This is a genomic window from Microbacterium sp. C23T (genome assembly GCF_053345975.1).
Genome location: NZ_JBKFBD010000001.1, coordinates 38,509 through 59,457, shown reverse-complemented (window position 1 = coordinate 59,457; position 20,949 = coordinate 38,509). Strand labels below are relative to the sequence as shown.

At 69.0% G+C, this 20,949-nt stretch carries 22 protein-coding genes; 14 read left to right on the top strand and 8 right to left on the bottom strand.

Going from position 1 to position 20,949, the window contains the following annotated elements:
- Positions 1 to 35: 35 nt before the first annotated feature.
- On the bottom strand, positions 36 to 716 hold the full coding sequence (locus ACLBXX_RS00275; RefSeq protein WP_447656320.1) for a DUF2461 domain-containing protein: 681 nt from the start codon (positions 714 to 716) through the stop codon (positions 36 to 38).
- Between the two features lie 104 nt (positions 717 to 820).
- Here ACLBXX_RS00275 and ACLBXX_RS00270 point away from each other — a divergent pair, with 104 nt between their 5' ends.
- The 5 genes from ACLBXX_RS00270 (at position 821) to ACLBXX_RS00250 (ending at position 5,279) form a co-directional block, all read left to right on the top strand.
- Positions 821 to 1,411 carry a dihydrofolate reductase family protein gene (locus tag ACLBXX_RS00270; protein WP_447656318.1) on the top strand — a complete coding sequence of 197 codons (591 nt, stop codon included), beginning with the start codon at positions 821 to 823 and terminating at the stop codon, positions 1,409 to 1,411.
- Positions 1,412 to 1,476: 65 nt separating this feature from the next.
- Complete coding sequence (locus ACLBXX_RS00265) at positions 1,477 to 2,598, top strand: LolA family protein (RefSeq protein ID WP_447656317.1); 1,122 nt, start codon at positions 1,477 to 1,479, stop codon at positions 2,596 to 2,598.
- Between the two features lie 7 nt (positions 2,599 to 2,605).
- Positions 2,606 to 3,547: an ATP-binding cassette domain-containing protein gene (locus tag ACLBXX_RS00260; RefSeq protein WP_447656316.1), complete on the top strand. Its 942-nt coding sequence runs from the start codon at positions 2,606 to 2,608 to the stop codon at positions 3,545 to 3,547.
- Entirely contained in the window at positions 3,534 to 4,427 is an 894-nt protein-coding gene (locus ACLBXX_RS00255; RefSeq protein WP_447656315.1) for an ABC transporter permease, read from the top strand. The genes ACLBXX_RS00260 and ACLBXX_RS00255 overlap by 14 nt, the downstream gene beginning before the upstream one ends.
- A 141-nt stretch (positions 4,428 to 4,568) precedes the next feature.
- A complete protein-coding gene (locus ACLBXX_RS00250; protein WP_447656314.1) occupies positions 4,569 to 5,279 on the top strand; it encodes a lysophospholipid acyltransferase family protein in 711 nt (236 codons plus the stop codon).
- 29 nt (positions 5,280 to 5,308) lie between these two features.
- On the opposite strand, the gene arfB is transcribed toward ACLBXX_RS00250, so the two are convergent.
- Entirely contained in the window at positions 5,309 to 5,746 is a 438-nt protein-coding gene (gene arfB, locus ACLBXX_RS00245) for an alternative ribosome rescue aminoacyl-tRNA hydrolase ArfB (RefSeq protein ID WP_447656313.1), read from the bottom strand.
- 169 nt (positions 5,747 to 5,915) lie between these two features.
- Here arfB and ACLBXX_RS00240 point away from each other — a divergent pair, with 169 nt between their 5' ends.
- Positions 5,916 to 6,740, top strand: a complete 825-nt coding sequence (locus tag ACLBXX_RS00240; RefSeq protein WP_447656312.1) for a sugar phosphate isomerase/epimerase family protein — start codon at positions 5,916 to 5,918, stop codon at positions 6,738 to 6,740.
- Positions 6,737 to 7,861: a Gfo/Idh/MocA family protein gene (locus ACLBXX_RS00235; protein WP_447656311.1), complete on the top strand. Its 1,125-nt coding sequence runs from the start codon at positions 6,737 to 6,739 to the stop codon at positions 7,859 to 7,861. Before ACLBXX_RS00240 ends, ACLBXX_RS00235 begins: the two co-directional genes overlap by 4 nt.
- A gap of 119 nt (positions 7,862 to 7,980) precedes the next feature.
- Here the strand turns inward: ACLBXX_RS00235 and ACLBXX_RS00230 are convergent, their stop codons facing one another.
- The 4 genes from ACLBXX_RS00230 to ACLBXX_RS00215 form a co-directional block, all read right to left on the bottom strand.
- Positions 7,981 to 11,139, bottom strand: a complete 3,159-nt coding sequence (locus ACLBXX_RS00230) for a M14 family zinc carboxypeptidase (RefSeq protein ID WP_447656310.1) — start codon at positions 11,137 to 11,139, stop codon at positions 7,981 to 7,983.
- Positions 11,140 to 11,299: 160 nt separating this feature from the next.
- Positions 11,300 to 11,710 carry an NAD(+)--rifampin ADP-ribosyltransferase gene (gene arr, locus ACLBXX_RS00225; RefSeq protein ID WP_447656309.1) on the bottom strand — a complete coding sequence of 137 codons (411 nt, stop codon included), beginning with the start codon at positions 11,708 to 11,710 and terminating at the stop codon, positions 11,300 to 11,302.
- 56 nt (positions 11,711 to 11,766) lie between these two features.
- A complete protein-coding gene (gene ppk2 / locus ACLBXX_RS00220; protein WP_310244997.1) occupies positions 11,767 to 12,672 on the bottom strand; it encodes a polyphosphate kinase 2 in 906 nt (301 codons plus the stop codon).
- Between the two features lie 115 nt (positions 12,673 to 12,787).
- A complete protein-coding gene (locus ACLBXX_RS00215) occupies positions 12,788 to 13,972 on the bottom strand; it encodes an MFS transporter (protein ID WP_447656307.1) in 1,185 nt (394 codons plus the stop codon).
- A gap of 31 nt (positions 13,973 to 14,003) precedes the next feature.
- Here ACLBXX_RS00215 and ACLBXX_RS00210 point away from each other — a divergent pair, with 31 nt between their 5' ends.
- On the top strand, positions 14,004 to 14,678 hold the full coding sequence (locus tag ACLBXX_RS00210) for a VOC family protein (RefSeq protein ID WP_447656306.1): 675 nt from the start codon (positions 14,004 to 14,006) through the stop codon (positions 14,676 to 14,678).
- A 120-nt stretch (positions 14,679 to 14,798) separates the two neighbouring features.
- Complete coding sequence (locus tag ACLBXX_RS00205; protein ID WP_447656305.1) at positions 14,799 to 15,182, top strand: DUF2255 family protein; 384 nt, start codon at positions 14,799 to 14,801, stop codon at positions 15,180 to 15,182.
- Between the two features lie 20 nt (positions 15,183 to 15,202).
- Here ACLBXX_RS00205 and ACLBXX_RS00200 read toward each other — a convergent pair whose 3' ends face one another.
- Positions 15,203 to 16,351 (bottom strand): serine hydrolase domain-containing protein, encoded by a 1,149-nt coding sequence (locus ACLBXX_RS00200; RefSeq protein ID WP_447656303.1) that lies wholly within the window; start codon positions 16,349 to 16,351, stop codon positions 15,203 to 15,205.
- A 150-nt stretch (positions 16,352 to 16,501) separates the two neighbouring features.
- On the opposite strand from ACLBXX_RS00200, the gene ACLBXX_RS00195 reads away from it, so the two are divergent.
- The 4 genes from ACLBXX_RS00195 (at position 16,502) to ACLBXX_RS00180 (ending at position 18,849) form a co-directional block, all read left to right on the top strand.
- On the top strand, positions 16,502 to 17,071 hold the full coding sequence (locus ACLBXX_RS00195; RefSeq protein ID WP_447656302.1) for a dihydrofolate reductase family protein: 570 nt from the start codon (positions 16,502 to 16,504) through the stop codon (positions 17,069 to 17,071).
- A gap of 121 nt (positions 17,072 to 17,192) precedes the next feature.
- Positions 17,193 to 17,687: a hypothetical protein gene (locus tag ACLBXX_RS00190; protein WP_447656301.1), complete on the top strand. Its 495-nt coding sequence runs from the start codon at positions 17,193 to 17,195 to the stop codon at positions 17,685 to 17,687.
- A 49-nt stretch (positions 17,688 to 17,736) separates the two neighbouring features.
- Positions 17,737 to 18,156, top strand: coding sequence for a hypothetical protein (locus tag ACLBXX_RS00185; protein WP_447656299.1), 420 nt, complete (start codon positions 17,737 to 17,739; stop codon positions 18,154 to 18,156).
- Between the two features lie 147 nt (positions 18,157 to 18,303).
- Positions 18,304 to 18,849, top strand: coding sequence for a hypothetical protein (locus tag ACLBXX_RS00180; protein WP_447656298.1), 546 nt, complete (start codon positions 18,304 to 18,306; stop codon positions 18,847 to 18,849).
- Here ACLBXX_RS00180 and ACLBXX_RS00175 read toward each other — a convergent pair.
- A complete protein-coding gene (locus tag ACLBXX_RS00175; RefSeq protein ID WP_447656449.1) occupies positions 18,834 to 20,048 on the bottom strand; it encodes an MFS transporter in 1,215 nt (404 codons plus the stop codon). The two genes, ACLBXX_RS00180 and ACLBXX_RS00175, sit on opposite strands and share 16 nt — an antisense overlap.
- Positions 20,049 to 20,665: 617 nt before the next feature.
- Between ACLBXX_RS00175 and ACLBXX_RS00170 the strand changes: the two genes are divergently transcribed.
- Positions 20,666 to 20,869: a cold-shock protein gene (locus ACLBXX_RS00170; RefSeq protein ID WP_159849084.1), complete on the top strand. Its 204-nt coding sequence runs from the start codon at positions 20,666 to 20,668 to the stop codon at positions 20,867 to 20,869.
- Positions 20,870 to 20,949 lie beyond the last annotated feature (80 nt).

Sequence of the window (20,949 nt, the reverse complement as noted above, 5' to 3'; positions counted from 1 at the left end):
TCACGCGCGTCGGCGCGACGGCCGCGAACCGGTCGTCACCTCCGGTCGCCGCCACCCCTCCTCGACGACTGGGCGGCCTCGAGCAGCTCGGGGCCGAGCGTCTCGGTCAGCCAGGCGCACCAGGTCGAGACGGTGCGCCAGTCGTCGGCGATGATGTCGTACGCGTCGGGCGTCCACATCCAGTCGGCGGGAGGCTCGCGCCTGCCGACCGCGAGTCGCTTGAGCTGCAGCAGCTCGATGCGCGGGTGGTCGGCGCGGTAGCCGCGCGGCGCGGTCTTGAGGGCGTCGCTGCGCATGAGTTCGAAGCCCGCGCCGTGCAGTTCCGCGAGCAGCGCGTCCAGATCTTCGGCGGTGCGCGGATCGTCGACGGCTTCGCGGAAGCGGGCCAGTGCCGCGGGCGGCACGTCATACACGCCGCCGCCCAGCATCAGGCCGTCCTCGCTCAGCTGCAGGTAGTGCGCAACCCGCGCCTGCGAGACCAAGCCGATGTGCAGCTTGTAGGGGGTCTTGTCGGCGCTGAAGCGGACGTCGCGATACGGGCGGAAGATCTTCACCGCACCGAACTCGGGCTCGAGCTCTGCGCCGAGCTCCTCGAACGGTCCGCGGACGACCGCGTCGTAGCGCGCTTTGTTGGCTGTCCACCACGTCTTCGTGTTGTCAGCGCGAAGCTCGGCGTAGAACGAGACGGCGTCGCGATCGAGTCCTTCGAATCCCACCCGCCGATCGTAGCGAGCGGATGCCGGGTGACGTCGGCGATGATGTCAGCGTGGAGGGCATTCGCGACCGACGAGACTGGGGACTCCGAACAGAGGAGGACGGCATGGGAAAAGTTGTCATGAATGCATCGGTCTCGGTGGACGGCTTCATCGCGGCCGAGAACGACGATCCCGGTCCCCTGTTCGAATGGCTGGTCAGCGGTGACGTGCCGTTGGACGACAGCGGCGTGCTGAACGTGTCGCAAGCGTCCTACGACCACATCCGGCCGTACTGGGATGAGATCGGGGTGACGATCGCCGGCCGCCACGTCTTCGACATCACCGACGGCTGGGACGGGAAGCCTCCGAGCGGGATCGACCACGTCGTCGTCGTGACGCACCGACCGGCACCCGACGGCTGGGACCCCGACGCGCCGTTCCACTTCGTCGACGGCATCGAGGCGGCGGTGATCAAGGCGAAGGAGCTCGCCGATGGCCGCAGCGTCGAGGTCGCTGCCGGCGACGTCGGCGGGCAGATGCTCGCCGCGGGTTTCGTCGACGAGGTGCGCATGGACGTCGCACCGGTCGTGCTCGGGTCCGGCAAGCGCTACTTCGGCTTCATCGACTCGCAGCACCTGTTGGAAGACCCCGACGTCGTTGTGCAGGGCAACCGGGTGCTTCACCTGCGCTATCGGGTGCGCCGCCTGCCGATCTGAGCGGGTACGCGTTCTCCTATCCATCTCCCAGCCCGCGGGCCGGCGCCGAGGCGTAGCCTTTCCCCATGGATAGGCGGCATCCGCGCCGGTCACCAGTTCGTCGGCTCCCGATCGCCGGCGCATTCGTCTTGGCCGCGGCCGTCACCGCGGCCGTGGTCATTCCCGCAGCCGCCGACGCCCGGGTGAATCTTCCCGACAAGACTCCCGCCCAGCTCCTCGAGTTCGCCGCCGCGAGCGATGTCACCGCGATGACCGGAACCATCGAGCAGACGTCGGATCTCGGCCTGCCTGACCTGTCGAGCCTGACAGGCCCGTCGGGCACAGCGGATTCGAGCGCCGACGCCTCCGACGCCATCGACCTCCTCACCGGTTCGCATACCGCCAAGGTCTATCTCGATGGCGACAAGTCGCGCCTGCAGGTGCTCGATCGCCTCGCCGAGCGCGACGTGTACATCGACCGGACCGCAGGGGAGGGCTGGTTCGTCGACTCCGAGACCAAGACTGCGACTCACTACACGGCGAGCGGCGACACGACAGCTCCGCAGAAGCAGCCCGGCGCGACCGCACACACGCCGCAGCAGATGCTCGACGACGCTCTCACCAAGCTCGGCGACTCGACCGAGATCTCGGTAGGAACCGACGGGCGCGTGGCAGGCCGTGACGTGTACGAGCTCGTGCTCGCGCCGAACGACGACGCCAGCCTCGTCGGCGAGGTGCGCTTCGCGATCGACGTTGAGACGGGCGCTGCGCTCGCAGCATCCATCACCGCCCGCGGCGCCGACCAGCCCGCGTTCGACGTCGCCTTCACGGACGTCTCTTTCTCGGCGCCCGACCCCGCGACGCTCACGTACACTCCCGCTTCGGGATACACCGTCGAGAACGAGACGCTGTCGGCCCCGGACCACGCAGCGACGCCCGGCCAGGGCGATACGGGGATGGATGCCGCGCATCAGCCGATCGTGCATGGCCAAGGCTGGACCGCCGTCGTCGAGTTGTCGCCGGCCGACACGAGCACCTCGGGTGCGACAAGCGAGCAGCAGGCGACACTCGAGAGCCTGACCCGTCCGGTCGCGGGTGGCCGCGTGCTCGAGACGGCGCTCGTGACGGTGTACTTCGCCGACGACGGACGCGTGTTCGCAGGTGCCGTCAGCGCCGATCACCTCGCCCACGTCGCGGCCGGCGACTGAGCCCGCGGTGGCTGATCTCGCGATCCAGACCTCCGGTCTGACCAAGAGGTTCGGCGCGCAGACGGCGGTGGATGCTGTCGCGCTCGACGTGCCGCACGGTTCGGTCTTCGGGTTCCTCGGGCCGAACGGATCGGGCAAGACGACGACGATCCGGATGCTCCTCGGCCTCGTCCGCCCGACCGCGGGTGAGGCCCGCGTCCTGGGGCAGCCCGTCCCCGACGCACTTCACGCCGTGCTTCCGCAGGTCGGCGCACTCGTCGAGGGTCCGGCGTTCGCGCCGTTCCTCACCGGCAGGCAGAATCTGCACCGGTTCGACGCGGCCGCCCGGCACACAGCATCCACGTCCCGCCGTCGACGTGTCGAGGAGGCGCTCGAGCGCGTCGGACTGACCACGGCGGCCGACAAGAAGGTGCACGCGTACTCGCTCGGGATGAAGCAGCGCCTCGGCATCGCCAACGCCCTGCTCACTCCCCGCGCGCTGCTCGTGCTGGACGAGCCGACGAACGGACTCGACCCGCAGGGGACACGTGAGGTGCGCGGGCTCATCCGCTCGCTGGCCGGCGAGGGGGCGACCGTGTTCGTCTCGAGCCACCTGCTCGCCGAGGTCGAGCAGGTGTGCACGCACGCCGGGATCATGAGCGCGGGGCGGCTCGTCGCATCGGGCACGCTCGACGAGCTGCGCCGCGGCGACGGCACAGGCCGCCTGCAGCTGCAGACCCCTGATGTCGCGCGCGCGAGAGAAGTGCTCGCGAACGCGGGGATTCAGACGACGGATGCTGCGCCCTTCACCCTCGTCGGCACGCTCGGCGAGCACGGACCCGAGCCTGAAGACCTCGTCGCCGCCCTCGTGCGCGCCGACGTGCGGGTGCGCGGCATCACGGTCGAGAGGACGAGCCTCGAGGACCGATTCGTCGAGCTGACGGGGCAGGGCTTCGATGTCGTCGCGTGATGCCGCCACGGGCCCGACGGACACTGCTCCGACGGCGTCTGGGGCGGGCAGCGTTGCGCGCGGGAGCGGGGTTCCAGGTCTTCTCGGAAGTGAGCTGGCGACGCTCTTCCGCCGGCTTCGCACGTGGATGATGCTCGGAGCGCTGTGCCTCGTCCCCATCCTCCTCGGCGTCGCGGTGCGGATCGCGGGCGGCACCCGTGCGGGCCGCGGGCCGGCGTTCCTCGACCAGATCACCGACAACGGCGTCTTCGTCGGCCTTGCCGCGCTGACGATCGCGATCCCGCTCTTCCTCCCGCTCACGATCAGCGTGGTCGCCGGCGACACGATCGCCGGCGAGGCGAGCCTCGGCACCCTCCGCTACCTGCTCGTCGCGCCATCGGGGCGGGTCGCGCTCCTCGCGGTCAAGTACGTCGCCGCCGCTGTCTTCTGCGTGATCGCGACCTTCGCGGTGGTCGCGGTGGGCGTGATCGTCGGCGCGATCCTCTTCGGCGCCGGCCCGCTGACCCTGCTGAGCGGAACACAGGTGAGCCTCGCCGAGGGGCTGGCTCGGTGTCTTGCCGTCGTCGCGGACGTGTCGGTATCGATGCTGGGGCTCGCGGCGATCGGCGTGCTGCTCTCGACCCTCACGACGGTGCCGGTCGGCGCCATGGCGGCCACCGCGATCCTCGCTGTCGCGGCGCAGATCGTCGGCCAGATCCCGCAGCTGTCGGCGGTTCACCCCTACCTCTTCACCGACCGTTGGCTCGACTTCGGCGACCTGCTGCGCTCGCCGATCTCGTGGGACTCGTTCCTCGACAACGCTCTTCTGCAAGCGGTCTGGATCGTCGTCGCGGGGGCACTCGCGGTCTGGCGGTTCACGACCCGAGACGTGCTGACGTGAGCGCAGTCCGCGTCAGTGGGGCGAAGTGCTCGCGGCGTTCGCTGCACGCAAGGACGCACCCCGTGCGGAGCGCGGCAGTCACCGCCGATCACCCTCTCCCGCACGCGGATCGCACCCGACGATGACGGATAGGGTGGCGAGGTGACAGCGCCTGTACCTCCGAACCCCGGCCCTGCACCGCGACCCGGCGCCATCTACTTCCTCGGGCGGGTGGTCCTGCGGCCGTTGTTCTGGCTGATGTACCGCCCGCGCATCGTCGGTCGAGGGAACGTGCCTGAGCATGGGCCGGTGCTGCTGGCGAGCAACCACCTCGCGTCGCTCGACACGGTGATCATCCCGACCTCCGCGGCCCGCCCTGTGCAGTTCCTCATCAAGTCGTCGTACTTCACGGGCTCCGGGGTGCTCGGCCGCGTCAAGCGCTGGTTCTTCACCTCGATCGGCGGTGTCCCGGTGTACCGGGCGACCGGTCGCGACGCCCGCGCCGCGCTCGACGCGGGCAGCAGCATCCTGCGGGCCGGGAGCGTGTTCGCGGTGTTCCCCGAGGGGACCCGCTCCCGCGACGGGAAGCTGCACCAGGGTCACGGTGGCGCGGCGTGGATGGCCCGCGACACAGGTGCCGCGGTCGTGCCCGTCGGACTGATCGGGACCGGCACCGTCAAGCCGCTCAGCCACCTGCTGCCGGGAAAGCCGCGCCTGGAGGTGCGCTTCGGAGAACCGCTCGACTTGGCCGACCTCGAGGGCGTGCCGGACGGCAAGGCTCGTCGCGAGATCACCGAGCGCATGATGGCCGCGATCGCGCGCCTGAGCGGACAGGAACGCTCGGGCAGTGTGAACGCGACGTCCCGCGACTGAGGCCTGCGGGAGAAGCACCGCGTCGGTGATCAGTCGTCGGGTGGTCGACGGAGCCGCTTGACGTCGGTTCGCTGTTTCTTCGCCTTCAGGCGTCGCTCCTTGGCTCCGCGACTGGGTATGGTGGCTCGTCGCGCCGGTGGGGGCGGCCGCAGGGCGTCGGCGACGACTGCGGCCAGCCGTGCGCGTGCGGCATCTCGGTTGCGCAATTGCTCGCGGTGCTCGGACGCCGCGATCGTCAGCACTCCGCCCACCAAGCGGCCGTGCAAGTGCGTGAGGAGGCGCTCTCGCTGAACGGGGGAGAGGGCGGCTGATGCTGCCGCATCCCAGACGAGTTCCGCACGGGAGTCGGCCGTGTTCACGCCTTGCCCGCCCGGGCCCGAGGAACGCGAGAACCGCCAGGACAACTCGGACTCCGGGATGGTGACCCGCGCGTTGATGCGAAGTCCGGGACGGTGAGCGGCCGGCATGAGTCCATCATCCCTCCGCCGGGCGAGGGCTCTCACGCGGATGCGCCGGCCGCCCGCCGCCCTTCACGGGTGGACAAGCGAGGTAAAAACCTCCACGTGGAGGTTTTGTGCTAATCTGCCTTGGCACGGTTCAGCCGATCCGCACGAAGATGTACGAAAGGGGTCCGAAGTGACTCGACCCGAGAGCTCGGTGCAGCTCTACACCCTGGCCGCCGCCTTCTCCGCCGACATGTCCGGCTCGCTGGACAAGCTCGCCGCGATCGGTCTGAAGAACGTCGAGGCCTTCGACTTCGTCCGTCGCCCGCAGGAGATCCGCGCGGCACTGGACGCGGCCGGCCTCGCGTCGCCCACCGGTCACGCCCCGCTGCTGTCGGACGAGCTGTGGACTCCGGACGGCTCGATCCCCACGCCCGCTCCGGAGGTCGTCTTCGAGGCAGCCGCGACGATCGGCGCCACCACGGTCATCGACCCGATGGTGCCGACCGACCGCTGGCTGACCGAGGAAGGCGTCGCCGACACCGCTCGCCGCCTCAACGACCTCGTCGACATCGCCGCCGGGTTCGGTCTCACGGTCGGCTACCACAACCACGCGCAGGAGTTCCTGGCCTCGTTCGGCGGCCAGACCGCGTTCGAGCGCTTCCTCGAGCTGACCGACGACCGCGTCGCCATCGAGCTCGACCTGTACTGGGCCGCCGTGGGCGGACAGGACGTCACGGCGCTGACCCGTGCGATCGGCGACCGCCTCGTCGCGCTCCACATCAAGGACGGACTGGTGCCCGCCAGCAACCCGTTCGCCCCGGACGCGCCGGCCTTCACCTCGAAGAGCCTGCAGCAGACCCACCCGGGCGACGGCGTCGTCGCGCTCTCCGACGCGCTGAATGCCGCCACCTCGGTGAAGTACGCGGTCATCGAGTACGACAACGCTCCGGGCGACGTCTTCGCCGACATCGCGGCGTCGTACGCGTTCCTGCAGGACGGCGGCTTCGTCCGATGACCCGCGTCGGAGTCGGCATCATCGGCGCCGGCGTCATCAGCGACACGTATCTCAAGAACCTCACGTCCTTCCCGGACGTCGAGGTCCTGGCTGTCGGCGACCTGCTGCCGGACCGCGCGCAGAACAAGGCCGATGAGTACGGCGTGCCGGTTCACGGCGATGCCTCTGCGGTGCTCGACCACCCGGACGTCCAGGTCGTCGTGAACCTCACCATTCCGGCGGCGCACGTCGAGGTCTCCGAGGCCGCGATCAACGCCGGCAAGCACGTGTGGACTGAGAAGCCGGTCGGGCTCGACATCGGTGACGTCTCCCGCATCCTGGCGGCCGCGGACGCCGCCGGGCTGCGCGTCGGCTCGGCGCCCGACACGATCCTCGGACCGGGCTTCCAGACGGCCAAGCGCGCGATCGCGGAAGGCGTGATCGGCGAGCCGCTGTTCGCGCAGACCGCGTTCCAGACGCAGGGCCCCGACCTGTGGCATCCGGATCCCGCGTTCCTCTTCAGCACGGGCGCCGGCCCGCTGCTGGACATGGGGCCGTACTACATCAGCGGTCTGGTGAGCCTCCTCGGACCGGTGGCCCGCGTGTTCGCGGCGGGACTGCGTGCGCGCGACGAGCGCACGGTCCACCTCGGCCCCATCGCCGGCACCAACTTCACCGTGGAGGTGCCGACGACGGTTCAGCTGACGACGGTGTTCGAGGCGGGTCAGCAGGCGCAGAGCCTGCTGAGCTTCGACTCGGCACTCGAGCGCCACGGCGTCTTCGAGGTGCACGGCACCGAAGGCACGATCGTGCTGCCCGACCCCAACCAGTTCGAGGGCCGCATCGCCTACGTGAAGCCGCTCGGCGTGCTGCGCGACGGTGCGAAGTTCGAGCAGGAGTGGATCGACGTCCCGCAGCAGGGCGCCGTCGTCGGGCGCGGCCTCGGCCTCCTCGACATGGTGCGCGCCATCGCCGAGGACCGCCCGCACGTCGCCAGCGGCCAGCTCGGACTCCACGTGCTCGACGTCATGCTCTCCGCAGAGCAGTCCGTCGAGTCCGGCCAGTCCATCGAGATCGGCACCACCGTCGACTCCGTGCCGTCGGTGCCCGCGGACTTCGATCCGTTCGCCGCGACGCTCTGACACACCGCTCCGCACCAGAGGCCGCGTCGTCCCTTCAGGGGCGGCGCGGCCTCTTGCGTCTGGTGACGGATGCTGCGCCGAAGGGCGAACCCCGGGGCGCAGCATCCGTCACCCGACGACTATCCGGCGAAGTGCGCCAGCATCCGCGCGACGACGTCGGCACGAGCGGCATCCGACTCGAGCTGCTCGAGGCCGAAGCCGAAGAGCAGGGTGTCGGGCGTCGCCGTGACCGCGACGACGTCGCCGAGGCCGTCCGCGATCTCGAAGTCGCTCGCGTTCGCGGGGCTCCCGTCGGGCGCACCGAGCACCGACCAGGCGCCGAAGCCGGCTTCGAAGCCCTCGGCCTGCGTCGGCGCTCCCCCGACGACGAGCCTGGTGTCGTCGACGATGAGGCCAGCACCGCCGGTGGACGGGTCGGTGACGTAACTCACGACCACCTCGATGTTCTTGCCCGCGTACGCGCTGAGATCGAACGCCACGGGAATCCAGCCGCCCGACGTGCCGGTGAAGGAGTTCCATTGGCCTGTCGTGCCCGTGGGCAGGCAGGGGTCGCCGAGCGTGAGGTAGTGCTCGAGCTGCGCGTGCTCGCCCATGTAGAAGCCCGCTTCGCACTCCGTCGGGACGTCGGTGGAGGTGTTGCCGTTGAGGTCGGGGAGGGTCGTCCAGTCATCCGAACCGACCGTGTGCACCTCCACGATCACGTTGTCGTAGCCTTCTTCGGTGTCGTAGGCGATGTGCGCCTCGAACCTCGGCGCGTCGGCGGCGGTCACGCCGGTGAGGTCGAAGGTCCGCCCCAATCGCTGGTAGCCGTCGTCGACGTGCGTGGCCGCGGCTGCCAGGGCTCCCTCGACCGCGACGAGCCTGCCCGTCACATCGGTGTAGTCCGCCGCCGCCCAGCTCTCGAACTGCGGGAAGTCGGCGACCGGCAGTCGTTCGCTGGTCGGAGTGAAGGCGCCGACCTCCTCGATCGGATTGTCGACCGTGGCCGGTCCGCCGAACAGGGCCTGGAAGCCGTCGAGCGGCTCAGCGGTGCCCGCCACGCCCTCGGCCGCCAGCGGCGCGCGATCGTACGCACCCATCCAGTACTGGGTGAAGTCGTCGGCCAGGAGCAGGCAGTCCGCGAACGGATCGACGGTGACCACGCAGTCCTGATCGGGGTGGCCGTCCAGACCGTAGTAGATGCCGCCGAACATGCTCGCGCCGATGCCGTAGTAGGCCGTGGTCTCACCGGTGTAGGCGACCTTGCCGCCCTCGTTGAGATAGTCCCGCATGGCGATGGTCAGGTACTGCTGCCGTTCGGCGACCGAGAGGTCGGGAAGCTGCGCAGACCCGTACTGCGTGAGCTCATCCTCGGGATCCTGGGTCAGCCGGTTGTCGCCGAGGTACCAGAGCACCGCGTCGTAGTGACCCAGCACGCCGAGGTCGTGGGGGACGCCCTGCGCGTCGACATCCCACACGTCGGGGGTGACGCCGTTGGCGACCAGGGCATCGACGTACTCGCCGACGTACTTCGGCGCGTTCGTGCCCGCCGGGTAGGTCGGGTTCACGCCGGTGTAGTCCTCGTTAGCGACGATCAGCACGGAGTTTCCGGTGTCTTGCGCGACCGTGTACGTGAAGTGCTCGCTCTCGCGCGGGCCCGCCCCCTGCTGGCCCTTCGGGATGTCCTTGCCTGTGGCCGTGCCGGTGAACCACACCTCGACGGTGTCACCCGGTTTCGCGCCCGTCACGACGCCGCGGTACTCGGCGTAGTAGTCCACGTTCTCTGACCCGTAGCGCTCGCCGCCGGCCCACTCGGTGACGTCCACCTTCTGGGGCCTTCCGCCGTTGATCGAGTAGGTCATCTTCTTGGCCTTCAGCGCCTTCTTCGCCCAGACCGCCACGGTCTGCGGGTCGCCGTACGACACCGTGAACGAGTCGACACGGAAGTCCTCCGCGTCGCGGCCCACGACGGAGACGGGGTCGTCGGGGTCGATCGCCGACTCGGCCACGGCCAGAGCGAAGGGGATGTTCTTCTCGAACTCGGCCTGGATGAGGGCCTCGTCGTCGGGGAAGTCGAAGCCCAGGAACTGGCAATCGTCCTCGGTCCAGTCGTCGTCGGGGACGGAGTTCACGGCCGCCTCGCACGTCGACATCTCCGGGGTGAAGCCCAGCGTCCCGTGCGCCTCCTGCATGTGCGAGTCGAGGTCGCCGTTGGTCGTGTAGAGCTCCGCCGAGATGTCGGGGTCGTAGCCGGGGACCGCGGGGTTCTCGTCGTCGCCCACCATGGCCTCGTAGATCACGTCATCCGGCGAGGGCGTCGCCACCTGCCAGCCGATGCCGTGCAGCAGAAGTTCGGCGGCGGAGTGGTAGTTGATCATGAACTGCGGCGTGATGTCGGCGAACAGTCCGTCGAGCGCCTGCGTCTCGGGTTCGGATGCCGGCGAGGGCCCGCGGTAGGTGTCGCTCGCAGGGTTCGGCGAGGAGCCCTCGTTGTCGTAGCCCCACCGCGTCGCCGAGTTGCGGTTCAGATCGACACCGTCGCCGACCGTGATCTCACCGTTCCCGTCGTTGTCGCGGAGGTTCTTGCGCCACAGCCGCTGGCCGTCCTCGAACGTGAAGTCGTAGCCATCCGGGTTCGCGACGGGGACGAACCACAGCTCGGTGTCGTCCACCAGATCGGTGATGCGGTCGTCGGTGCCGTACTGGCTCAGATAGAGGTCGAGCAGCCGGCGCACCATCTCGGGCGTGATCCACTCGCGAGCGTGCTGGGCGGCGACGTACACCGTGGTCGGCTTCTTGCCGTCCTTGGTCTTCGCCACGTTCTTGGTCACGCGCACGGCGCCGATCTCCTTGCCTTGGGCCGTCTCACCGATGACGCGGAACTCGGCGATCTTGGGGTGCGCGGCAGCCTGCGCCATGAGCTCTTCGAGGATGCCGCCGTCGCCGCTGTACATCCGGAAGACGCCGTCGGTCTGCTGGAGCGACCGACGCTGACGGGACGGGTCGGCCTGGACCTGCAGATCGGTGCCCCCGGCCGCGAGGGCATCGACCTGGCCGCCGCTCAGGATGACCTGCACGTCGACGAGCCCGGAACCGTCCGCACTGGGCGTCATGACGAGCTCGCTGCGGTCGACGCCGAGGTCGACGATGGCGGCGAGGCCATCGGCATCGACGGTGCCCGAGTACACCGCGAGTCGGTCGTCGCCGCTCGGCGTCGGTGGACTCGCGTAACTCGGAGCGGCAACCAGCCCGGTCAGAACGAGAGCCGACACGGTGGCGACAGCAGCCTTACGGAACATCTCTACTCCCTTGTAGCTGACGTATCCGACCGAGGAGACCCCCGGCGAGGTCGGCGCGATACCCCTCATGGCGCCGAACGGTCCCCATCCTGGACCCACCTTCGAGGGCGGTCAACAGGGGTCGTCGCGCGGGCGTCCGGCGTGCGGGTGTTCCGTCGCGTCAGTTGATGATCTCGCCGCGCTCATCCGCGGCGAGCGCTGCGAGCCGGTCGCGCCATGCGCGGAGAGCTTCGGGGGTCTGGCGGGTCCAGTCATCGGTCTCGCCGACGACCTTCAATGGCGAGGCGCTGCGGTACGAGCGGGTGGGGTTGCCGGGGAACTTCTTGTCGGTGACGTTCGGATCGTTCTCGAACTCTCCGGTGGGCTCGACGATGTACACACGGGGCGCGCCGCCACCGGGTGCGAGTTCGGCAGCCAGACCGGCGCCGTCGGGCAGCGCGGTGAAGTAGACGTGATTCATGACGATCTCCGGCCGATAGTTCGAGCGGAAGCCCGCGGTCAGGAGATCACCGATCCGCAGGTCGGCTTTCGTGCCATGGAAGAACGGGCCATCGTCCAGCGCAGCGCTCATCGCAACAGCTTGGGCGACGGATGCCCCGACGGCAACTTCTCTTGCGCCGCTCTTCGCTACTCGTCGGCGGTCTCGCGGATGCCGCGCATCACCAGGCGCGGGTCGGGCGTGCCGATGACCTTGTCGTCGCGTCCGTCGTAGTCGAACTGGCGGAGGAAGAAGCGCATCGCGTTCAGGCGGGCGCGCTTCTTGTCGTTGGAGCGCACGATGATCCAGGGACCGTGCTTCTTATCGGTGCGACGGAACATCTCCTCCTTCGCGCGGGTGTAGTCCTCCCAGCGGTCGAGCGATGCCAGGTCCATCGGCGACAGCTTCCAGCGCCTCACCGGGTCGAGCTGGCGGATCGCGAACCGCGTGCGCTGCTCGGTGCGCGACACCGAGAACCAGAACTTGGTGACGTGGATGCCGGAGTCCACCAGCATCCGCTCGAATTGAGGCGCCTGCGTCATGAACTGCTGGTACTCCTCGTCGGTGCAGAAGCCCATCACACGTTCCACCCCCGCCCGGTTGTACCAGGAGCGGTCGAACATCACGATCTCGCCCGCCGTCGGCAGGTGTTCGATGTAGCGCTGGAAGTACCACTGCCCGAGTTCCCGCTCGGTCGGCTTGCTGAGCGCGACGACCCGCGCGGTGCGGGGGTTGAGGTGCTCAGTGAAGCGCTTGATGGTGCCGCCCTTGCCCGCGGCATCCCGTCCTTCGAACAGGATGATCGCCCGCCGGCCGTTGTCTTCCAGCCAGTACTGGAACTTGAGCAGCTCGATCTGCAGCCGGTACTTCTCGAACTCGTACGCGTCGCGGTCCATCAGGTCGCCGTACGGATAGCCCTCCTGCCAGGTGTAGACCGGGTTCCCGTGCGGGTCGATCAGATCCGGATCCGCGGTGTGCCCGTCGCGCACCGAGTAGCCCTCCTGACGCAGATGCTCGATGTACTCCCGCAGACCTTCGACCGGCACGCCATCCATCACCGTCAGCTCCCTTCATGACGGCACACCCGCACCGTCATGCACCGCATTATCCCGGGCGCCGGTGACCAACCGATACGCCGCCGGCGACCGCGGTGGCGAGTCCCCACCACGGTCACGCCGTGTCGGCGTCCTTCGCTCGTGCGCCGAGGGTCGTCCAGCCGATCGTGCCGGCGCCGACCGTGACGCCGGCGAGGACGAGGAGCGCGGCAGGGAGCGTCCACGCGGTGGCCACGGCACCGACGAGGAGGGGGCCGCCGGCGTCGCCGAGCTCTCGACCGAGCTCCGCGTTGCCCATCGTCCGTCCCATGCGCTCCTCCGGCGTGGCCGCGGCGAGGTGCGCGAAGGCGAGCGGCGTGACGGTTCCCACCATCAGGCCGTATGCGACGGCGGCCGTGAACAGCGTCATGATCGAGGGGGCGAGCGCGAGGGGCACCGTCGTCGCGGCCGCGATCGCGAGGCCGGCCGTCGTGCCGAGACGGGTGGTGAGGCGTCCGGCGTCCCGCAGTCGTCCGATCACGGGCTGGGCGACCGTCGAGACGAGGGCGAGTACGGCTACCGCGGCCGCTCCGGTCAGGGGGTGCAGGCCGAGCCGCGTCGCGAGAAGCGGCAGGAATCCGACCGCCACGCCGAGAACGGCCGTGCTGGTGGCCAGCAGGAGGGTGGGCACGAGGAAGCTGCGCTCGGTGGTCTGCCGGACGAGATCGAGGATCGTGTAGCGGGGCCGCGGCATGACGGGGAGCGCGGGCATGGCGAGCAATACCCAGACCGCGGCGCCGGCGGCCAGGGCGCCGAGTGCGATGTAGAGGGCCTGGATGCCGAGCGCGTAGACCAGAGCGACGCCGATGAGCGGCCCCAGCACGTATCCGAGGCTCTTCCACGCGCCGTAGCGGCCGAAGTACTTGCCCAGCCGCTCCTTGCCCGCCAGCCGCGCGACGGCGGCGGAGGATGCCGGGGAGAAGGCGGCTGCGGCGGCGCCCTGCCCCAGCCGGGCCAAGGCCAGAACGAGCGGGGCGGGGCTGGTGAGAGCGAGCAGCGACGCAGTCACGAAGGCCAGGAGGCCGCCGACGATGACCGGTTTCGCGCCGATCCTGTCGCTCAGCGCGCCGAAGATCGGCTTGAGGAACACCTCGGCGACGTCGTACAGGGCCAGCACCGCTCCGAGCCCGAGGAGGGAGAGGCCGATGTCTTCGGATTCGGCCCCCAGGACGCTGGCCACGCCATGGGCACCGAACGCGGTCGTGAACCCGGCGAGATACAGCGGCGCCAGCGCTCCTCGCCGATGGTGCAGATCCGTCACGCGTGCAAATGTAACACGCGTTACACGTCCCGTGATCGGCGATGAGGGCTGGCTCGGCGAGCTGCAGCCTGCTACTTTCGCCGCATCCGAGCCGCCCGGCGGGTGGAAGGAGGCGGTGATGGTCGATCCTGTGGCCGACGTGATCGGCGACTACGCGGGCTTCGTCGCCCGGCAGGGAGCCCGCCTGCGCGAGCGGGGCATCGACATTTCGGCGTACGAGCTTGGCCACCTCGCGGTGCGGGTCCCGGAGTGGGAGCTCTACGTTCACCAGCGGACACTCCTCGAACGCCATGCGGTGGCCAGTTTCGAGAACGTGTGGAACGGGCGGCCGATCTCCCTGATCCTGCTCGCCGAACCGCTGAGAGCCGGTGGTGGGAAGGAGATTCCGCTGATCGAGCTCATCCCTCCGGTGCACCAGCGTGTGTACAAGATGGGGATGGAGCACTTCGGCGTGGTGATCGGCGACGACGTCGACGCCTTCTCTCGGCAGCATCGGGCAGTGCTGACAGGACAGCAGTTCCAGAACGAGTGGAACGAGCCGTACTACATCCTCTTCGAGGACTTCACCCACGTGAAGTTCCACCGCCGGTCGCTGCGTGCGGTGGTGGAACTGCAGGGCGGCACGTTCGACGGCATCAATCATGTGGAGGGGTGGATCCCGCAACGTCTGGTCACGGCAACGGGACCCGACCCCTTGCCTCGCTGATCACCCGTGCTCACTCAGGGCGCGGGCGCTCTCACCGCAGTGCGCGTCGTCCATCGTCGCCTTGCGGCGCGGTCTCATCGCGGGTGGCGAAGGCGCCGCCGCCGGTTGAGAATGGCGCACATGACCTCGAAGCCATCGCGAGAGTGGTCGTCCGAGGAGTTGCGCGTCCTTTCGGGAGCGATCGAGATCGAGGTCTCGGCGTCGCGCGGCGACGGCGGCTTCGGCCGCTGGACGACGATCTGGGTCGTGGTCGCCGGGGCCGAGGTCTTCGTTCGCACGTGGCATCGGCGCGAGACCGGTTGGTACGGCGGGGCCGTGCGATCGGGGGCGGCACGGGTCCGTGTCGGCGACACCACGGTCGACGTGACCGTCGAAGGGATCGGTGACACGGATGCTGCGACCGTCGATGCCGCATACCGCAGCAAGTACGGCGATCTCGCAGCCCGGAGCATGGTGACCGCGGAAGCCGCGGCATCCACCCTTCGTCTCATCCCTCGCCGCTGAGTGCGGGCCATGCCCTCGGGTCATCCGTGCAGCGTCTGGAACTCTCTGATCAGCTCGATGACGGGATCGCCGAGTTCGACCTGGGTGAGAAGGATCCCGATCGTGCCGTCGGGGTCGACGGAGAAGTTGGTTCCTTGTCCACCAGACCAGGTGAACCGCCCGGCGTGCGGGCCGGTCGCCTCGATGCCGACCCCGAACCCCCATCCCATCTCGTCCCAGAAGGTCGGGGAGAAGAAGCTGTCCGGGGCTTTGGCCGCGGGCGGGGTCTGGTCGCGGATCATGGCGGCGGCGAGGTCGGCGGGCAGCATGCGCTCTCCCCGGGCGTCGCCGGTCTGCGCGATTCCGCCGTGCACCAGCATCCGCAGGAATGCCAGGTAGTCGTCGGCGGTCGAGACCAGTTCGGCGTGACTGACGTCGAAGGGTGGGGCGCCGGCGTAGAACCCGCCTCCGGCCGGTTCGGTCTCGGTCAGTCCGTCATCGGTGTGCCGGTATGCGGCAGGCAGCCGATGGGCCTGGTCGAGCGGAGCCCAGAACGCCGTGTCCACCATTCCGAGCGGACCGGTCAGGTCGTCGCGGAGATGATCGCCGGTCGGGCGACCGGTGACGCGGGAGATGAGGATGCCCAGGATGGCGAACGAGTGGTGATAGCGCCATCCCTGTCCCGGTTGGAAGGCGAGCGGCAGTTCGGCCAGCCGCGCCAGCCACTCGTCGGCGCCCATCGCGACAGGATCGGCGCCCGCCTCGGTGCCGTTCTCGGCCATCGCCTGCTGCAGCGGCGAAGGGACGGGGATCATCCCGTATCCGCTGGTGTTGGTCAGAAGATCGCGCAGAGTGATCGGCCGCGACGCGGGCACCGTGTCGGAGAGCATCGCGTCCGGCGAGACCAGCACACGGCGTTCGGCGAGCTCAGGCAGCCAGGGTTCGACGCTGTCGTCGAGCCCCAGGCGGCCGGACGCGACCAGACGCAGCGCCGAGACGCTGGTGATCGCCTTCGTCATGGACTGTATCCGCATGATCGCGTCCGGGCGCATCTCCGCTCCGCCGACCGCGGCGCGACCGACCGCGACGGGTTCGACGGGTTCGTCGCCGACGGCGAGCACGGCGACGGCGCCCGGGACCGTGCCCCACTTGATGTGCGTGCCCAGCAGATCCACCAACGGCGTGGTCATACCGGGAGTCTCCCACCGCCGGCGACGCCAGACCATGACCGCGGTGCGAGCCTGACCCGCTCGTACCGGCACGCACCCCAGCGCCGATCGGCTCTCCGCGGCCACGCGCACGGGTGGACAATTCGTCTATCGACCAAGATCGGAGTCGGAATGGGTGACACCGTGCTGTACATGTCCATGTCGCTCGACGGCTACATCGCCGGGCCGAACGAGACCGATGAGAACGGACTCGGCGACGGCGGCGACAGGCTCCATGAGTGGGCGTTCCCGCCCGAAGGTGCGGTGAACTCCCGGATCGTGGAGGAGTTCATGTCCACCGGCGCTGTGGTGGCCGGCCGCGGCACCTTCGAACCTGCCCAGGGCTGGGACGGTGACCATCACGACGGTGTGCCGATCTGGGTGCTCAGTCGTCGGCCGGTTCCGGCATGGGCGAGCTCGTTGCCGCTCGTGACGTACACGAACGACATCGCGGAGGCCTTCGGTGAGGCTCGACGTGCCGCCGGAGATCAGGATGTGCTGGTGCACGGCGCCACCACGGCGCAGCGCGCGATCGCCGCCCGGCTGCTGGACCAGATCGAGATCCACCTGGTCCCCGTGCTGCTCGGGGAAGGGCGCCGGCTGTTCGAAGCATCGAGCCATCGACCCACGGAACTCGAGAGGGTCAGAGCCCTTTCGGGCGAGGGGGGAGTGGTGCACCTTCGTTACCGCCTGCGGTACTGACTCCTGGCGCGGAGTACAGGCTCGCGTGAACACGAGCCTGACCTCGGCGCTGGACCGTGCACCGGTCATCGACGGTGGTCGACGGTGAGCGTACTCTGGCGCTCATCATGTGGGAGGAACCGTGAAGAAGCGGCATGCTCAGCAGCCGATCACCCCGGACGAGCAGATCGCGCGATACGCGTACGTCCTCGGGAACGTGCCGGCGAGCGTCGCTGACAACGCGTACGCCGCCGCCTACTTCCGGCTTTCCACCGCGCAGCGTGAGGCGGTCGTCGGCCAGCTGAGCGCGGAGGTGCCGGGCGCGCCGAGGGAGGCAGCATCCGTCGATCCCGGCGCGTTCGCCACGCTCATGCGCGATCTGCTGGCACGCGATGCGCTGGTGCGCATCCGCGATGGCGTCGTCGTGGCCGCTGCGTTCGTCGCGAGTCCTCCCATCGCCGCATACTTCACGACCGGGGCGGGGTCGGTGACGCTGGAGCAGCAGCCGCCGTGGATCCACCAGTTGGCCGGGCACGAGACGGCCCCCGTCGACGGCGGGAGGACCCACCACCGCCCCGGTGTGCCCGGCTTCCTGCGCTTGGGCCACGACAACTCGGGCGACTCGCGTGAGTGGTGAGTCCGCGATGCGATGACACATTCCGGCGAGCTGCGTCGTCGAAGTGTGTGTGAGACGACTACACGCCGCGGCCGCCGCGCTGTCCGCACTCCTCGCCTGCTTCGTCGGGGTGTGGGCGTACTTCTTTCCCCAGTCCTTCTATGACTCCTTCCCAGGAGTTCTCGGATCGTGGGTCTCCGTCGACGGCCCGTTCAACGAGCACCTCATCCGCGACGTCGGAGCGATGTATCTCGCCCTCGGGGGAGCCAGCATCGGATGCCTCATCTGGCGCAGCGAACTTGCTTATCGCGTCCTCGGGATCGCGTGGACGATCTTCGGCGCGCTGCATTTCGCCTACCACGCGCTTCACCTGAGCCACATGCCGATGCTCGACGCCGTCGGGGAGATGATCGCCCTCGGCGTCAGTCTGCTGCTCGGCATCGTGCTGCTGATCCCCACACGCGACCCCCGCCGCCCACGCGAGCTCTGACACTCGGGCGACCTGTCGGCGCGTCGACCTCCGGAGTACCCTCTGGCGCAAGGAGGGCGTCAACGCAGCCGGTCCTCTCGGGAAACTGCGCGTGACCGTGCGCGGACACCGTCCGTCCGCATGTCCGCTCACCCGAAGGGCACCACCATGTTCAGGAAGCTCACTCCCCTCGCCGCCGCGCTCCTCGCCGGCGGACTCGTCATCGCCGCGGCCGCCCCAGCGAATGCGGGCGTCCTCGAGCGCTACAGTCTCGACTTCTCGGACAGCGGCGTCGCAGACGACTTCTGCGGCGTCGGGCTGCAGCCCACGTTCACCTACGACCAGACCGGGTCCGGCGTCGTCACGAATCGGGGCAAGGACGGGCTGTTGTGGTTCCACGAGAAGCTCACCGTCGTGCGCACGTTCACCTACAACGGGATGACCGTCACCGACATCCAGCCCAACACCCTCTCCAAGGACCACAAGGTCGTCGACAACGGCGACGGGACGCTCACCGTCACCCAGCTCCTCACCGGCGGTGAGCGGACCATCGGCAGCGACGGCAAGCTCCTCGCAAAGAACTCCGGGCAGATCCGGTTGCGCCTGACCATCGACACCGCGACCGACGAGGTGATCGACCAGGAGCAGATCTTCGGCTCGACGGGCACGAACGACGACTTCTGCGAGGCCGTCCTGACCTACTGGGGCGTCTGAGGTGTGACCTCGCGCGCCGTGTCGGCGGCGGGCCTCTGCGCACGGCTCAACAGGATGAAGGGGACGGCCACCGCAGAGATCACGCCGCTCCAGACCAGCGACGCGCCGTAGCCGCCGACGTCCGCCACCCGTCCCAGCACCGGCTGGACGGCGACGCCGCCGGCGGAGCCCATGAGCGAATCGAATGAGAGGACGGTGGCGCGCTGCTTCGACGGGATCATGTCGTTGAGGTAGGCGCGATGCACGGGGTCGTCGATCGCCGACGCGACCCCCCAGAGCGCGACGAGCACGACGGCGACCCAGAAGTTGCGCACGAATCCGATGCCGACCAGCACCAGGGCGCTGGTGATCGTCGCGAGCAGGATCGTCGAGGTGCGCCGGCGGAAGAGCTTGCGCACCCAGGGGGCGAGGGTGCCGCCGAGGATGGCGGTGCCCGACACCAGCGCCGCCGCGAGTCCGGCGACGGTGTACGCCTCCTTGTCGCCCCACAGCTCCAGGAGGTAGGGCTGCAGCGCATAGAACACATAGATGCCGACGCCTGCGGTGAACGGGCTCGCGAGCATCAGCCAGCGCACGGGGGGATCGCCGAGGCCGTAGCGGATCGAGGCGCGCAGGACGGTGCGGGTCGCGCGCAACGGGCTCTCGCTCCGATCCGGTGTGAAGCCCAGGTCACGCATCAGCAGCGCGGCGACGACGAACATCACCAGCAGGATGGCGCCGCGGAGCAGGAAGGGAACGCCGAGGTTCGTCACCTGGGCGATGACACCGCCCAGCACGGAACCCGACAGCATCGCGACGCCGCCCACGATCTGCGCCCGACCGAAGACGGTCTCGAGGCTGCCCGTGTAGCTGGTCGCCTTCAACGCGTCGACGAGCCACGCATCCACAGCTCCCGAGAAGAACGTGAAGCCGAGACCGAGCAGCACCGACACGAGCGCCCACGCCCAGAACGGCGATTGCCAGACCCACAGCATCCAATACAGGATCGTCGTCACGGCCAGCGTGACCGTGCCGAGCAGGTACGACGCCCGACGTCCGACGGTGTCCGCCACGACGCCCGTGGGGATCTCGAAGATGAGCATCCCGGCACTGAAGAAGGCATTCGCTGCGAATGCCTCGAGGTTGGAGAGCCCGGCGTCGAGCAGGAACAGCGTGTTGACGCCCCAGATGAGCGACGCGGCGAGGGTGTTGCCGAGCATCAGCGTGTAGTACGTGCCTTGCACCCTGCGCGGACTGGGCAGGGTGACTGCGGCTTGGGGCCTGGAGATCGCGGCACCGCCTCTTTCCACCGGAATCGGACGACACCGCGACCGTACCCCTGACGCGCGCCCCCGGCTACCCGCTTTGGGCGCGTGGAGACGCGCATGCTATAGTTGCGAGTTCCCTTCGGGGAACCTCGCGTTCACCTCTCTGCCTCATCGTAGAGACGCGGATCTGAACGTCTCATCCTTCCCGCGGCTTCTGCACGCCGCCGTCGCGAAGCCTCACCGCTTCGCGCCAACGACCGAAATTCCTCACCATGCACTCCCACCTCCAGGCGCTCGCCTGGCGACAGGCAGACGACGATGTCTATGTCGCGACGCGCTCCGACGAATACGCTGGCTTCATCGACACGACGCCGCGCGGTTTCCGCGCACACGGACCCCGAGGTGAAGACCTCGGGCTCCATGCGACGCCGGATGGCGCGCGCGCGGCGGTCGCAGCATCCGTACCCTCTCCGTTGTCGATCCCGGCACCGGTTCCCGATCGTCCGCACCGCATTCGTCGGCGCGGCACCCCCGGTCGCTCCGGCGGCCCGAAGAATAGGAAAGACACGATGGCCACTGGCACCGTGAAATGGTTCAACTCCGAGAAGGGCTACGGCTTCATCGCTCCCGATGACGGCTCGGCCGATCTCTTCGCACACTTCAGCGCGATCGCAGGCAGCGGTTTCAAGGAGCTCCGCGAAGACCAGAAGGTGGAGTTCGACGCCGAGCAGGGCCCCAAGGGCATGCAGGCGGCGAACATCCGTCCGCTCTGACGCTCCCGCGTTCACAGGCGCCCGCCCCGGCTTCGGCCTGGGCGGGCGCTGTCGTTCACCTGGGCATCACCGATGAAACA

What these genes read in the sequence shown, in the direction of transcription:
- ACLBXX_RS00270 (WP_447656318.1), top strand. Translation starts at nt 821, where the DNA reads ATGGGAAAAGTTGTCATGAATGCATCGGTCTCGGTGGACGGCTTCATC.
- ACLBXX_RS00265 (WP_447656317.1), top strand. Translation starts at nt 1,477, where the DNA reads ATGGATAGGCGGCATCCGCGCCGGTCACCAGTTCGTCGGCTCCCGATC.
- ACLBXX_RS00255 (WP_447656315.1), top strand. Translation starts at nt 3,534, where the DNA reads ATGTCGTCGCGTGATGCCGCCACGGGCCCGACGGACACTGCTCCGACG.
- arfB (WP_447656313.1), bottom strand. Translation starts at nt 5,746, where the DNA reads ATGCCGGCCGCTCACCGTCCCGGACTTCGCATCAACGCGCGGGTCACC.
- ACLBXX_RS00235 (WP_447656311.1), top strand. Translation starts at nt 6,737, where the DNA reads ATGACCCGCGTCGGAGTCGGCATCATCGGCGCCGGCGTCATCAGCGAC.
- ACLBXX_RS00230 (WP_447656310.1), bottom strand. Translation starts at nt 11,139, where the DNA reads ATGTTCCGTAAGGCTGCTGTCGCCACCGTGTCGGCTCTCGTTCTGACC.
- arr (WP_447656309.1), bottom strand. Translation starts at nt 11,710, where the DNA reads ATGAGCGCTGCGCTGGACGATGGCCCGTTCTTCCATGGCACGAAAGCC.
- ppk2 (WP_310244997.1), bottom strand. Translation starts at nt 12,672, where the DNA reads ATGGATGGCGTGCCGGTCGAAGGTCTGCGGGAGTACATCGAGCATCTG.
- ACLBXX_RS00205 (WP_447656305.1), top strand. Translation starts at nt 14,799, where the DNA reads ATGACCTCGAAGCCATCGCGAGAGTGGTCGTCCGAGGAGTTGCGCGTC.
- ACLBXX_RS00200 (WP_447656303.1), bottom strand. Translation starts at nt 16,351, where the DNA reads ATGACCACGCCGTTGGTGGATCTGCTGGGCACGCACATCAAGTGGGGC.
- ACLBXX_RS00195 (WP_447656302.1), top strand. Translation starts at nt 16,502, where the DNA reads ATGGGTGACACCGTGCTGTACATGTCCATGTCGCTCGACGGCTACATC.
- ACLBXX_RS00180 (WP_447656298.1), top strand. Translation starts at nt 18,304, where the DNA reads ATGTTCAGGAAGCTCACTCCCCTCGCCGCCGCGCTCCTCGCCGGCGGA.
- ACLBXX_RS00175 (WP_447656449.1), bottom strand. Translation starts at nt 20,048, where the DNA reads ATGCTCGGCAACACCCTCGCCGCGTCGCTCATCTGGGGCGTCAACACG.
- ACLBXX_RS00170 (WP_159849084.1), top strand. Translation starts at nt 20,666, where the DNA reads ATGGCCACTGGCACCGTGAAATGGTTCAACTCCGAGAAGGGCTACGGC.